Raw genomic sequence first — 14,099 nt, 5'->3', positions numbered from 1 at the left:
GATATCATGCCATGAATTTATAAAATGGTTAATACATGGCAATGATTTATATTCTGTATGCCCGGTAGTTTGACAGTTCAATAAAATAATAATACCTTACAGACCGCTTAAGGTCTGTATTTTTTATGTCAATTTTATGGTGTTATACTATCGCAATGTATCGCAATGTGTGTTATAATAAGGTGTGGAGGTTTTGCATATGAGAGTGATAACATCTAAATCCAAAAACGCCGAATCATTCTACATTTCTAAAGGGTATATCAATGATAAAGGTATCAACACTTCTACGATTATCAGAAAACTTGGAACCTTACAGGAACTAATAAAAGAACACGGGCCAACAAGAGATGATGTTATGGCATGGGCTAAAGAGGAAGCAAGACTCGAAACACTGAAATATAAAGAAGACCAGCAATCGAAGTCTGTCCAGATAACATTCCATGCCAACAGACAGCTCGATTATAATCAGCAAGTACTTCACCGCGGAGGATACCTATTCCTTCAATACATTTACTATTCCCTGGCATTAGATAAAACCTGCAGAAAACTTAGAGATAAATATAAGTTCAAGTACGATATCAATGCTATTCTTTCGGACATGATTTTCGCAAGAATTCTTGAACCATCAAGTAAAAGATCTTCATTTAAAGTAGCTTCTGAATTCTTAGAAAAGCCAACATATAAACTTCATGATATATACCGCGCATTGGATGTTCTTGGAAATGAATGTGAATTCATTCAATCCGAGGTTTATAAAAACAGCCATCTTATTGGCAAAAGAAATGACAAAATCCTCTTCTACGATTGCACTAATTACTACTTTGAGATTGAGCAGGAAGACGGCGATAAGAAATATGGCAAGAGTAAAGAACACCGCCCAAATCCAATCATACAAATGGGTATGTTTATGGACGGTGACGGTATTCCTTTAGCTTTTTCGTTGTTTCCAGGCAATGCCAATGAGCAGACTTCGCTTAAGCCTCTTGAAGAAAAAGTACTGTCTGAATTCGGATGCCAAAAATTCATATATTGTAGTGATGCAGGGCTTGGTTCAGAGAAGATAAGGAACTACAACCACATGGGTGAACGGGCATTTATCGTGACTCAGTCCATCAAGAAGCTTAACGCTGAAGATAAAAAATGGGCATTAGATGGCGAAGGCTTCAAAAGATTATCAGACGATACTCTTGTAGATATATCAAAACTATCTGATGATGATACTGATTTATACTACAAAGAAGAACCCTACACTCCCAAGAAACTCCATCAACGTCTTATAGTCACCTATTCTCCAAAGTTTGCCAAGTATCAGAAAGCAATCCGTGAGTCACAGGTGGAACGTGCGCAGAAACTTATCGATTCTGGTTCAACAAAACGGAACAGGAAAAATCCCAACGATCCGGCACGTTTTATCGGCAAGATTGCTGTAACCGATAGCGGAGAAGCTGCAAACATACATAATTACCTTGATACAGACAAGATTGAACAGGAATCTCTTTACGATGGCATGTATGCTGTTTCAACAGATCTTCTAGATGATCCTGTAAGCGATATATTGAAAGTCAGTGAAGGTCGCTGGGAGATAGAGGAATGTTTCAGGATTATGAAAACAGATTTTGAAGCAAGACCTGTATTTCTTCAGAATGATGTTAGGATTAAAGCACACTTTCTTACTTGTTTTCTTGCTCTAATCATCTATAGATATTTAGAAAAACGCATTGATAGCAGATACACTTGTAATGATATACTCAGCACACTAAAAGAAATGAACTTTGCAGGAATCAAAGAACAAGGCTATATACCAACATATCAGAGAACAAAACTAACCGATAATCTCCATGAAGCCTGCGGTTTCAGAACAGACTTTGAGTTCATCACCAAAAGTCAAATGAAAACAATTCAAAAAAACAGTAAAGGAAGATAGAAATTACTATACTTTAAAACGAAGAAAAAAGTCTCGCTATGCCTCTATATATGAGGGTTACGAGACTTTTTGTTATTCCAAACTGTCAAAGATGGGAGTATATGCTTAGGACACTATATTGGCAAGTAAAGTTTATATAAAAATCTCCAGATATCATGCCATGAATTTATAAAATGGTTAATACATGGCAATGATTTATATTCTGTATGCCCAAGGATCGAGTACCCTCGCAAGTCTTTGGTAGATGCCACGCCACCAGAACGCGAAGTATACTCTATCTGTTTCTGAACTGGGTGGGGGTACAGCCCACGGTTGCCTTGAACTGCCTGTTGAAGTGTTCTATGTTCTCATAGCCGCAGTAACTTGCTATATCCTGAACAGAGTTCCCACTTGATCTTAGAAGATACCTTGCATAGCCAATCCTCGCCTTAATGATATCCTTGGTCACAGGTACATGGAACAGCTCCTTATATACATGCTCAAAATATGAAAGACTCATATTCTGGCCCTTGGCAAGCTTCTCAACATCAGTTATGGTAGCAGCATTGTTGCCGCTAAAGATACTGTTTCTAAGCTCTCCGAAAGCCTTCCTGTAATGATTGTATTTACTTGGAGTTCCACTTTCAGAATGCATTATATCTGCAAACTTATAGATAAGCGCCTTCATCTTCATATCAAGAAGCTCTTTTTTGTGACTCCCTGCCTGATGAAACTCTGCATCTGCAAGATGCCACAGATCGCTAAGTTCTATTGTATTGTAGATGATAACAGGCTTACCGCAGGGGATATCAAGACTCTCTATAAGTGTCTCTATCTCATCTTTTTCATCACTGTCATCTTTGGCATTCCAGTCTCTTATAGTTCGGGCAGCGGAGTTATTACTACTATTATGGGATCCGGAGTTTATATCATCTGTTCTACCGGCATTATTATGCCCATCTTTACGAATGATATCACTGCCTGATTCACAGGCGCTCCTAAAATGTACCCAGCTGTCTATATAGGTCATATCTTCATGATTATGAAAGAGCTGCCTCTGCCACTTTTTGAACAAGATAAAGCAGGGTTCAGGATAATAGACCATCTTACCATCAACCATAATATCCGAAGGTGTCTGTATATGGAGGAAGAGATAATTGTTTAGCCCTTCCGGCCTGTTGATCTCCCAGCCCTTAGTATGAACATAATTACAACCAATCGCATCTACCGATATCATAAGCTCTTCCTTTCATCATAGTATGTCGTCTTTACAGGGATGTACTTATATGTCGCCTTTACAGGATGTAAATCTGACATTTTCAGAAGTACAGGGATGTACTTCTATGTCACCCTCATCAAATTTACGAATCCATCCGCCGATAATCCACTTATACATCCCATCACAACAATAATACAATTTTAAAGCAGAAAAAATCAATCTTAAACAACATATATCATTGTAAAAATCCAGCAACAGACTAATATAAATTGTACGGAGTATTAGTTTTAGAGCAGTTTCAGACTGCCAGAGGGGACATTATGAAAATCAAAAAACATCAATCGGCAATGAGGTGGTTCTATTCCTACCTCAAAAAGTACACCTGGAAAGTCGCGCTTGGACTTATCCTGGTTACAGCAACATCTGTTCTTGCAATCATCAATCCTAGAATCACTGGCTTCATCGTTGATGACATCATAGGTGATGGCAGGAATATCAGAACAGACCTTCTTCCAAAGTTTCTGCTTCTTATGATCGGTATCACTGTTGTAAGAGCTGTCTTTAGACTTATCTTTTTGTATCTGTTCGAGACAGCTTCTCAGGATATGCTCTATGACATGCGAGACGGCGTATACCGCAATCTCCTTGAGAAGGACTTCGCCTTCTATAACAGGAGCAGAACCGGTGACCTCATGAGCAGACAGACAGGTGACATGATGGCAATCCGCCATTTTGTTGCATTTGTAATCTACAGCATATATGAGAATGTCCTTTTGTTCGTAATAGCTTTGTTTATGATATTCTCTGTAGATTTCAGGATAGGTCTTGCAATGATACTGGTTCTTCCTATCACTGCTTTCATGACCTACTCTCAGAGTAAAACTATAAAGCCCAAGTTCATGAACATCAGAGACAAGTTCTCATCTCTTAACGCATTCGTTCAGGAGAACATAAGTGGTAACCGCGTTGTCAGAGCTTTTGCCAAGGAAGACTACGAGATTGAGAAGTTCGACAAAGAAAACGCCCAGTACAGAGACGCAGAGCTTGATGCAGCCAGAGTCTGGACCAAGTATGTACCTATATTCATGTTCCTGTCACATATGCTTACCTTCCTGCTTATGGTAGCAGGCGGCATCATGTGTATCTACGGCTACATGTCTCTTGGTAACCTTGTTATGATCAACAGTTATCTGTGGATGCTCAATAACCCGCTTCAGTTCATGGGCTGGCTTATCAATGATTACCACAGGTTCACAACTTCTGTAGAGAAGATATATCAGACTATCACCCAGAAGCCTGATATCCAGACCCCAAGATATCCCAAGGAAGTTGATAAGATAAAAGGCGATGTAGAATTCAGAAACGTATCTTACACAGTAGACGGAGAGCCTGTCCTTCACAATGTCAGCTTCCATATAAAGCCGGGCCAGACAGTTGGTATCATCGGTGCTACAGGTTCAGGTAAATCTACCATCATGAATCTTATGTGCAGATTCTTCGATACTACGGAAGGTGAAGTTCTTATGGACGGCATCAATGTTAAGGATCTGGATCTTCATAGACTTAGGGATGGTATCGGTATTGCCATGCAGGATATATTCCTCTTCTCAGATACCATTGAAGGCAATATAGCTTATGCTGATCCTAACTGTCCTTTCGAGAAGGTTAAGTGGGCTGCCAAGATGGCTGATGCGGATGATTTCATTCAGAAGATGGACGACGGCTATGACACTGTTGTAGGAGAAAGGGGTGTCGGCCTCTCCGGTGGTCAGCGCCAGCGTATATCTCTTGCAAGAGCCCTTCTTAAAGAGCCTTCCATCCTGATACTTGATGATACTACGTCAGCTGTTGATATGGAGACAGAGGCTGAGATCCAGCGCGACCTCAAGAAGCTTGACGGTCATACAGTTTTTATCATCGCTCACCGTATATCCTCTATCAAGGATGCTGATGTCATACTGGTTGTAGAGGACGGACGTATTGCAGAGTCCGGAACTCACGACGAGCTTATAGAAAAAGACGGATACTACAAGAAAGTATTCGAGCATCAGTACGGTGAATTCGACAAGATCATGAAGAGAAAGGAGACCGCATAATGGCTAGAAATAAGATAGAACAAGACGAAGAGCTTGACAGCGGTTTTGACATAAATCAGCTAAAAAGACTTGCAGGCTATGTCGGCACTTACAAAAAAGACCTGACTATAGCCGTGATCATAATGGTAATATCAAGCGCCATATCCATGCTCATTCCTCTTTTTATGAAAAATGTCATGGATGTTATATCTGCGACAGTGTATGACAAGGTATATACTCCTGATAAGGCTGTGCAGCTTATCATCATCAATGCTCTGGCAGCACTTCTTGTAGGTATAACCTGTGCAGTCATCATGAAATACAAGATAATACTTACATCCCGAGTAGGTCAGGGAGTTATATATAACCTTAGAAGAGAGCTGTTCGTACATCTTCAGAAGCTCCCCTTCTCCTACTACGATGACAAGCCCCATGGCAAGATTCAGGTTAGAGTTGTTAACTATGTCAACAATTTAAGTGACCTTCTGTCCAATGGTATCGTTAATACCATCACAGATATGTTCTCACTGGTATTCATACTCATATTCATGCTCTATCTGAATGTAAGATTCACACTTGTATGTCTGTGCGGTCTTCCTGTACTCACTGTTATCATCCTTTTTGTCAAAAACAGACAAAGAAGGGCCTGGCAGATACAGAGCAACAAGCAGTCCAATCTTAACGCTTACATAGCTGAAAGTATCAACGGTATAAGGGTCACTCAGTCTTTTGTCAGAGAGGACACCAATACAGTCCTTTTCAACAGACTTAATAAGGATGCAAGAAGTGCATGGATGAATGCCGTCAAGTACAACTTCATCCTAAGCCCTGTAATTGAGAATATCACTGTTATCACAACTTCTGTAATATATGTACTGGGTATAGGTTGGCTTACTCACGGCGAGACCGCGATCACAGTAGGTCTTCTGACTGCCTTCGTAGGCTATGTATCAAGATTCTGGCAGCCTATTATGACACTTGCTAACTTCTACAACTCGCTTCTGACTGCTATATCATACCTTGAGCGTATCTTCGAGACTATTGATTCTCCTATTACGGTCAAGGACAAAGAAGGTGCAACCACAATGCCTGAGATAAAGGGCGATGTAGAGTTCAAGAATGTATGCTTTGCCTACGACGACGGAGTTGAAATCCTGCACGACGTAAGCTTTAAAGTAGGTGCAGGCGAGTCCTATGCCATAGTCGGTCCTACAGGCGCCGGTAAGTCTACTATCGTAAATCTTATCAGCAGATTCTATAACGTAGGAAGTGGCAAGATACTTGTAGATGGTATAGATATAAATGATGTCACTATAAAGTCCTTAAGACAGCAGATGGGCGTTATGATGCAGGACAGCTTCATATTCTCCGGAACTATTATGGACAATATCCGCTATGGCAATATGGAAGCTACTGATGAAGAAGTTATAGCTGCAGCCAAGACTGTATGTGCTCATGATTTTATCATAAATCTTGAAAACGGCTATTATACGCAGGTCAACGAAAGAGGAAGCCGCTTATCAGCAGGTCAGCGACAGCTAATCTCCTTTGCAAGAGCAGTTCTTGCTGATCCTAAGATCCTGATACTTGATGAAGCTACGTCAAGTATCGATACAGAGACAGAGATACTTCTTCAAAAGGGTCTGCAGCAGATGCTTAAGGGCAGAACCTCCTTCATCATCGCTCACAGACTCAGTACTATCAAAAATGCTACCTGCATCATGTATGTAGACGATGGAAAGATTCAGGAGAAAGGTTCTCATGATGAGCTTCTAAAGATTCCAAACGGCTACTATCACAACCTGTATGACAGCCAGTACGCTTTCCTTCAGGCATAAAACTTAAATATGCACTTGTGAAGCATGGCCTTTTGCTTCACAAAACCTAAAACGAAAGCCTGTTTTATTTATAATAAAAAGCCATTTTAAGGATTATAGTTTCCTTAAAATGGCTTTCTTTATTGTTCTTCTTCCATATCTCTTTATTCTTTTTAAACTTTATATACTGATAAGCTTATCTATATAATCTGTATATGTTTTAGAATCCGAAGTCGTCTCCGTCATCTCCGCCGTCTTCATCTCCGCTTCCCTCAGAATCAGATCCGCCTTCCTGGCCTCCGTCTTCGTAGTCGCCGCCATCTTCATAGTCGTCTGAACCTTTATCATCACTAGATTCTTTCTTAGAAGATGAATCCTTATCACTTGAGCTTCCTGACTTAGAGGCCTTCTGCTCCTTGAGTGTTACCTGTACTTCAACTTCAGTATATCCGTTATCACCTTTTCTAAGAACTGTGATAGTAATAGTCTGACCTGCTTCATAATAAGCAAGGTTTGCATCAAGATCTCCTCTTGAAGCTATCTTAGCATCTTCTACCTTAATGATAACATCTCCGACTTCAAGGCCTGCAGCTTCGGCAGCGCTACCACTTTCTATAGATGATATATAAGCTCCTTCTACTCCTGTAGGTGTATAAGCTGTAACTCCAAGATATCCTCTGTTCTCCTTAGATGCCTTATACTTTGTAGAAGAATCCATAAGATCTTCAATTATAGGTTTTGCAACAGATATCGGAATAGCATATCCCATACCTTCTGCTTCATCTGCTACCACTTTTCTTGAATTGATTCCTATAAGTTCACCTTTGACATTAAGAAGTGCTCCACCGGAGTTACCATGGTTGATGGACGCATCTGTCTGAATGAACAATCCCTCTGATCCGTCTTCATTGGGAAGTCGTCTGTTCAAAGCACTGATAACACCAACTGTCACTGACTGACCCATACCAAGAGCATTACCGATAGCTATGGCAGGCTCTCCAAGTTTAAGATCGTCTGAATCGCCCATTGTAGCAAAACTTATAGCATTCATAGTAGCATCATCTACTTCTGTAAGAGGTACTGCTATAACTGCAAGGTCCATTCCTGAATTAGTTCCCTTGATAAAAGCTGATTTGTTGGTACCATTAACAAACTGTACAGTAAGATCGTCAGCACCTTCTACAACGTGATAATTAGTAACGATAAGAAGCTCTTCGTCATTCTGTCCGATTATAACACCGGAACCTGATCCTCCGTTAAGAGCTTCTCCCTCTTCATAGCCATAGTCTTCCAGGTTGACAGTATATCTATTCTCGATAACTACTATAGAAGGCATTACCTTCTCAACAAGACTTGATACATCAGTTGCTACTACAAGCTGCTCTTCCTGCTGATCCTTGGTATCTTCTGTTGTCTGAGTTGTAGCTGTATCTTCTTTGTCCTTGGATTTAAGAAGATCACTAATTGAGATATCCTTCTTCTTGGCTACATATACACCGCCGCATCCAAGTCCTGCTATCATGGCAATTACAAGAAACGCAGCAAGGATCTTCTTTCCTTTTTTCTTTTTCTTCTTAGGAGGAGTGCCTCCCTGATTATTAGCACCTGCAGGATTGTAATTATTGTATCCTGCATTACCTGTATACTGGTATGTGCCCTGCAAAGGAGCGCCAGGCGTACCGGTGCCGGCTGCATTCAATCCGTTATTATTAGGATTTTGTGTGTTATTCATTTTCTTCCCCTTTCAAAACCATGTATTATCTTCTTCGATTACATTAATCTCCATGTAGTCAAATGGAACTTCCTCAATGAAGCTGTCCTGCGTGAACCTGCATTTACTGGTCTTCTTGAAGTCATTAACATTGACCGAAAGCCATATAGGCTTTGGAAGATCAAGCTCATAGCATGCCTTCTCCAGACTTCCCATAACCTTATGAGTTCTGGTATCTTCTTCGTCATTGCAGATCACTGTATCTTGTAACATATGATTGTCTTTGAATAGTCTCACCCATAATCTGAACATTTTGTAATCTCTGCTCCTTCCATGCTTCTATTACTTTGCACTAAAATGAGCAAAATTGCAAATGGGGAATAGAAGTACATCCATGTACTTCTGGACATTCCCCTATTACGTCCTGTAAAGACGGGAATAGAAGTACATTCCTTTTAATGTCGAGACTGAGTATATATTATCATCTTTTTTAAAGAAGTGTTCCCTAATGCGACGAAATGCATATTTTAGATGACAGATTGCATATTGCCAACAAATATAGCCTCATGTCATAGGCAAAGACAGCTTTTAATGATTTTAATTGCTGCGTATGTTTGATAAGTTCGAAGTTACAGTTACCAAAAAATCAGGGCTCTGCCTTAATACAAGGCGAGCCCTTTATACCGATCTTTATATCAGTCTTTTTTTAGTCTTCGTATCCGTTAGGATTATTCTTCTGCCATCTCCAGGAATCTTCGCACATCTCGCGGATACCATTCTCAGCCTTCCAGCCAAGTTCCTTCTCAGCCTTGCTTGCATCTGAATAGCAGGTTGCGATATCTCCGGCTCTTCTGGGAGCGATCACGTATGGGATCTTGACGCCGTTAGCTTCTTCGAAGTTCTTGACGATATCAAGAACGCTGTAACCTACGCCTGTTCCAAGGTTGTAAAGTGAAAGTCCTGTGCCGGGTTCAAGCTTCTTAAGAGCCTTAACATGTCCCTTAGCAAGATCTACTACATGGATATAGTCACGAACACCTGTTCCGTCCGGTGTATCATAATCATCACCAAATACATTAAGGTGATCAAGCTTACCAACTGCAACCTGTGTGATATAAGGCATAAGGTTATTAGGAATACCGTTAGGGTTCTCTCCCATAGTTCCTGACTTGTGAGCTCCGATAGGATTGAAGTATCTAAGAAGTACTACATTCCACTCATTATCTGCCTTCTGGATATCTGTAAGGATCTGCTCAAGCATATGCTTGGTCCAGCCGTAAGGATTGGTGCATACTCCCTTAGGGCACTCTTCTGTGATCGGGATGATGGCAGGATTGCCATAAACTGTTGCAGATGAAGAGAAGATGATGTTCTTTACATTATGCTTCCTCATCTCATCAAGAAGAGTCAATGTTCCTGAGATGTTGTTTTCATAATATTCCCAAGGCTTCTGAACAGACTCGCCAACTGCCTTAAGTCCTGCGAAATGGATAACTGCATCGATCTTCTCATTTGAAAAGATCTTCTCAAGATCCTCACGGTTTCTGATATCTGCTTCATAGAAAGGAACTTTCTTGCCTGTGATAGCTTCAATTCTGTCAAGAACCTTCATTGATGAGTTACAGAGGTTGTCCATAACTACTACATCATATCCGGCGTTCTGCAGTTCAACTACTGTATGGCTTCCGATATAACCTGTTCCACCTGTTACTAAAATTGTCATAATGTTTACCTCCTGGGATACACAAAAAACATATGTATGCTCACTATTACCAAACTCGCTCTTACTATCCGTAATTATAAATAACACGAGTTGGCCGTTCAATAACAACATGTTATGCAAAGCTGTCAAAATGTTAACAACCACACAAACGATAATAGCCATAATATAATCGTCTGAGGCATCATCGCCTTGAAAATCATATTATGGCTACCTTAACTTAGGCTTTAAATAGGCCTAAAGTATTATCAAAGCTCGATTCCATTGAGCTTGCAAAGCTCTCTTGCTGACTCTACAGAATCAACACCTGTAGCGTTCTTGATAGGTGCGAACTCTTTCTCTCTTACTACTTCGTAAGGAAGACATGAATCCAGCATATGGATCATATCAAGAACAAGCTGCTCGAACTTGCATCCGTTTGGCTTTTCCGGCTTAACAAGCTGCGCATTTTCATCTATATGAGGGATCTTCTTCTCAACTACGTGAAGAGGAAGTTCCTTAGAAGCTATCTCCTCAAGAGCCTTTTCATTGAAAAGATAATTAAGGATTACTCCAAAGTTATAAGCAGGATCGCCGTTCTCATCCTTGGCATCCATCATCTCCTGTGAAAGCTCGTAATACTCTACGATTGAAGGCTTACCATCTTCAAGGCACATAACACCAACCTTCTCATCAGGAGCATTCTTCTTAACAACCTTGGCACCAACGCTTACTCCGCGCTTAACTGTAGCACCTACGAAGCAAGGATCACAGATTCTCTGAAGTACATTGTCTACAGCAAATACATCGATCCACTCGATTCCTTCTGCATGGATCACATCAAGAAGGCCTGCTCTGATCATAGATGAGAACCATCCTGCATTACCGTTAGGTGATGTAGAGATGCGGTCCTTGCCTTCCATGTATACCTTACCTTCATAGTCAGAAGCAGGTGCCATATCCTGTTTGAAGAATGTAACCTTATCTTCAGGATATCCAAAGAACTTCTTCTCTGTCAGGAACTTAACTGTAGCTTCATGGTTCTTCTCACTTGTCATTATGAAAAGATGTATATAAGCTCCACCTGCAGCATTAACGCTGTCCATAAGGTTCTCAAAAAGTCTCTGGAAGATATATACGTTCTTGGTAAGACCAATATCATACATTCCCTTTGGATTGTCTGATCCAAGACGTGTTCCCATTCCGCCTGCAAGAAGTACTGCTGCTGTCTTGCCGGCTTTGATAGTCTCAATACCGATTCTCTCAAACTCTTCTCTGCCTGCTTCTATCTCAGGAAGCTGCATAGCTGCAAGCGGGCTGAACTTGCCGCGGTCGCCGCCCTTTCCAAGCTCTGAGCACTTAGAAAGTACAGCAAAATCTGTTTCATCTATCTGCTGCAGAAGTGCCTTTTTGCTTTCTTCTGAAAGCTCATCATAGTATTTAAGGACATGCTCCTGTCCGTATTTTGCCAGTTTCTCTTTAGCCTGTTCTAAATTCATTTTTTCACTCACCTCCAAATTGGTTGCTGTCCACCATATTTTATATAGTGCAGCACCACTTACTCCCTTTTTCAAAATTGCCTATTTACTTTATCACATTTTTCGTAAAGTTTCCACTTAAGAGTTGCGCATGTTTTTTGCATTTCATATAAAAAAGCGATTGATGTGAAACTTTTACCAAAACACAACAACCGCTCTTTTATAATAATAATTTAATTAAAACTAATCGAAAATCCCATATGCTAATGAAATTTTAATATACAGCAACTACAGGAGGTACGAGTCCTTCAGGTGCTATAAGTTTACCGTTCTTGTCAAATGTGCAGTCAAGGCCTGCTATGTTGATAGTTGCCCCTGCAACCATCTTGCCATCTTCTGCGAAGTAGAAGAATCCGTCGCCTATCTGTACGAATCCGATGACCATATGTCCATCTACAGGATCCAGCATGTATGTGCCATCCTTGGTCTTGTTAAGACCTTTAAGGATCAGACCGTCTTTGCCTGCGATATAGAAATTAACACCATCGCTAAACATCTGCCCTGCTACCATCTTGCCGTCTGCGCCGAAGAAGTAGTCGCCTACAAATCCTGTCTGCATCAGTCCTTCTGCGTTGAAGAAGTAGCTTGCCTTATCAATTGTTACATTACCAACTGCTGCTGCATGTGTCTTAGGATCGAAATAGTATACTCCGCCTGTTGCAGGATCTGTATAGAATCCGCTGACTGCTGCGCCGTCTGCGCCGAACATATATTTTGCTCCGCCAACTCCAAGCATGCCAGTCTGCATTACAGCATTCTCGTTGAAATAGTACAGATTATTATTTATAGTCTGAAGTCCTACTACTGCAGTACGTGTTTGAGGCTCGAAGTAATAGGTCTTACCTGAAGCAGCATCTGTATAGAATCCTGTGTATGCCTTACCTTCTGCATCGAAATAGTAGATACCTGTATCAAGTCCTAAAAGACCTGTTCTCATGATACCGTCTGCGCCGAGATAGTAGAGATTATCTCCTATGCTCTGAAGGCCTGTAAGCATTACATAATCGTCGTTAAAATATCTTGTGCCATCAGGAAGTGGTACAAATCCCTTTACAGCCTTACCATCAGCACCAAAATATGTCTGGATGCCTTCTCCTACTGTAAGAAGACCTGTCTGCATGATTCCTTCTGCATCAAAGTAGTATCTTGAATTCTCTATATCAGCAAGTCCTACTTTAGCATTACCGCCATTGGCAGGATCAAGATAGTACTGATTGACGCCATCGTTCATCCAGCCCTTCCATACAAGGCCGTTAGAAGCATCACAGAAATACTTGCCGCCTGCTGCCGGTCTGACCCATCCCTTCTGCCAGCGATAATTGTTGTAATAATATGTACCCTTGGCTGTTGTAAGGAATCCTTCAGGGATGATCACTGATGAATAATCTGTGAAGAGATAATCCATATCAACTCTGCCGTTTATACCCGGAACGGAACCACTGCTTGTATACTGCCATACGCCATAGCTGTAAGGCATTGTATTGGTATCAGAGTACTGAGCTACCCATTTCTGCCATGATACATCGCCAAGACGCTGTACGTACCAGTTTCTGCTTGCATATACCATTGGCATATATCCTGCATCAGATACTATAGTACAGAATGTATTGACGATCGCCTGCTGCTGAGCCATATTAAGAGCCTTCTGGCACTGAGCTTCGATATCAATTACTACAGGAAAAGATACCTGATAAGGTGCTATAAGCTGTAGTAACAGACTAGCTTCGCTAGCTGCCTGCTCCGGGCTCATAGCATATGTATACCAGTAAACACCTACTCTAAGACCTGCTGCTGCAGCGCCTTGAAGGTTATTGATATACTGTGTGTCGATAGTTTTGGAAGTTCCTACGCGAACAAATGCAAATGTGATACCACTATTTGCAACTGCTGTCCAGTTAATAGCACCCTGATAGTGAGATACGTCTATTCCTCTTGCTATTACAGGCGCTGCCTGTACATCAACAACTGCCTGAGGCGCCGCAAGTGCTGATGCAAGAGAAATGACAATAGCTGACAGCATAGCTGTTAGCCGTCTGATGACTTTTTTTGACATTGTCCTCCTCCTTTAATAAAGCTTTTTCCCTAACTGACATATATTTTAATTATACCGATAAAAGGCTTTCCTGTGAAGACTAAG

At 41.0% G+C, this 14,099-nt stretch carries 9 protein-coding genes; 3 read left to right on the top strand and 6 right to left on the bottom strand.

The window, feature by feature from the left end:
- The first annotated feature begins 199 nt into the window (after positions 1-199).
- On the top strand, positions 200-1,924 hold the full coding sequence (locus I7804_RS03880; protein WP_248405037.1) for an IS1634 family transposase: 1,725 nt from the start codon (positions 200-202) through the stop codon (positions 1,922-1,924).
- 274 nt (positions 1,925-2,198) lie between these two features.
- Here I7804_RS03880 and I7804_RS03875 read toward each other — a convergent pair whose 3' ends face one another.
- Complete coding sequence (locus I7804_RS03875; protein WP_248405035.1) at positions 2,199-3,140, bottom strand: helix-turn-helix domain-containing protein; 942 nt, start codon at positions 3,138-3,140, stop codon at positions 2,199-2,201.
- 302 nt (positions 3,141-3,442) lie between these two features.
- Here I7804_RS03875 and I7804_RS03870 point away from each other — a divergent pair, with 302 nt between their 5' ends.
- Entirely contained in the window at positions 3,443-5,218 is a 1,776-nt protein-coding gene (locus I7804_RS03870; RefSeq protein ID WP_034489377.1) for an ABC transporter ATP-binding protein, read from the top strand.
- Positions 5,218-7,035, top strand: coding sequence for an ABC transporter ATP-binding protein (locus I7804_RS03865; RefSeq protein WP_027203642.1), 1,818 nt, complete (start codon positions 5,218-5,220; stop codon positions 7,033-7,035). Before I7804_RS03870 ends, I7804_RS03865 begins: the two co-directional genes overlap by 1 nt.
- Before the next feature lie 199 nt (positions 7,036-7,234).
- On the opposite strand, the gene I7804_RS03860 is transcribed toward I7804_RS03865, so the two are convergent.
- From I7804_RS03860 to I7804_RS03840, 5 genes are all read right to left on the bottom strand, one after another.
- Positions 7,235-8,746 (bottom strand): S1C family serine protease, encoded by a 1,512-nt coding sequence (locus tag I7804_RS03860; RefSeq protein WP_248405034.1) that lies wholly within the window; start codon positions 8,744-8,746, stop codon positions 7,235-7,237.
- Positions 8,747-8,758: 12 nt separating this feature from the next.
- Positions 8,759-9,037, bottom strand: coding sequence for a hypothetical protein (locus I7804_RS03855; protein WP_022754119.1), 279 nt, complete (start codon positions 9,035-9,037; stop codon positions 8,759-8,761).
- 394 nt (positions 9,038-9,431) lie between these two features.
- Positions 9,432-10,448, bottom strand: coding sequence for a UDP-glucose 4-epimerase GalE (gene galE / locus I7804_RS03850; protein ID WP_022754118.1), 1,017 nt, complete (start codon positions 10,446-10,448; stop codon positions 9,432-9,434).
- 245 nt (positions 10,449-10,693) lie between these two features.
- A complete protein-coding gene (locus tag I7804_RS03845) occupies positions 10,694-11,923 on the bottom strand; it encodes a UTP--glucose-1-phosphate uridylyltransferase (RefSeq protein WP_110072307.1) in 1,230 nt (409 codons plus the stop codon).
- A gap of 253 nt (positions 11,924-12,176) precedes the next feature.
- Entirely contained in the window at positions 12,177-14,015 is a 1,839-nt protein-coding gene (locus I7804_RS03840; protein ID WP_248405032.1) for a GH25 family lysozyme, read from the bottom strand.
- Positions 14,016-14,099: the final 84 nt, after the last annotated feature.

This window comes from Butyrivibrio fibrisolvens (genome assembly GCF_023206215.1).
In the GTDB taxonomy this organism is placed as follows: domain Bacteria; phylum Bacillota; class Clostridia; order Lachnospirales; family Lachnospiraceae; genus Butyrivibrio; species Butyrivibrio fibrisolvens_C.
This window is presented reverse-complemented; position numbering and strand designations above follow the sequence as displayed.

Excerpts from the sequence above, each read along its gene's own strand:
- I7804_RS03840 (WP_248405032.1), bottom strand. The coding sequence starts at position 14,015 with ATGTCAAAAAAAGTCATCAGACGGCTAACAGCTATGCTGTCAGCTATT.
- I7804_RS03845 (WP_110072307.1), bottom strand. The coding sequence starts at position 11,923 with ATGAATTTAGAACAGGCTAAAGAGAAACTGGCAAAATACGGACAGGAG.
- I7804_RS03865 (WP_027203642.1), top strand. The coding sequence starts at position 5,218 with ATGGCTAGAAATAAGATAGAACAAGACGAAGAGCTTGACAGCGGTTTT.
- I7804_RS03855 (WP_022754119.1), bottom strand. The coding sequence starts at position 9,037 with ATGTTCAGATTATGGGTGAGACTATTCAAAGACAATCATATGTTACAA.
- I7804_RS03875 (WP_248405035.1), bottom strand. The coding sequence starts at position 3,140 with ATGATATCGGTAGATGCGATTGGTTGTAATTATGTTCATACTAAGGGC.
- I7804_RS03860 (WP_248405034.1), bottom strand. The coding sequence starts at position 8,746 with ATGAATAACACACAAAATCCTAATAATAACGGATTGAATGCAGCCGGC.
- I7804_RS03880 (WP_248405037.1), top strand. The coding sequence starts at position 200 with ATGAGAGTGATAACATCTAAATCCAAAAACGCCGAATCATTCTACATT.
- I7804_RS03870 (WP_034489377.1), top strand. The coding sequence starts at position 3,443 with ATGAAAATCAAAAAACATCAATCGGCAATGAGGTGGTTCTATTCCTAC.
- galE (WP_022754118.1), bottom strand. The coding sequence starts at position 10,448 with ATGACAATTTTAGTAACAGGTGGAACAGGTTATATCGGAAGCCATACA.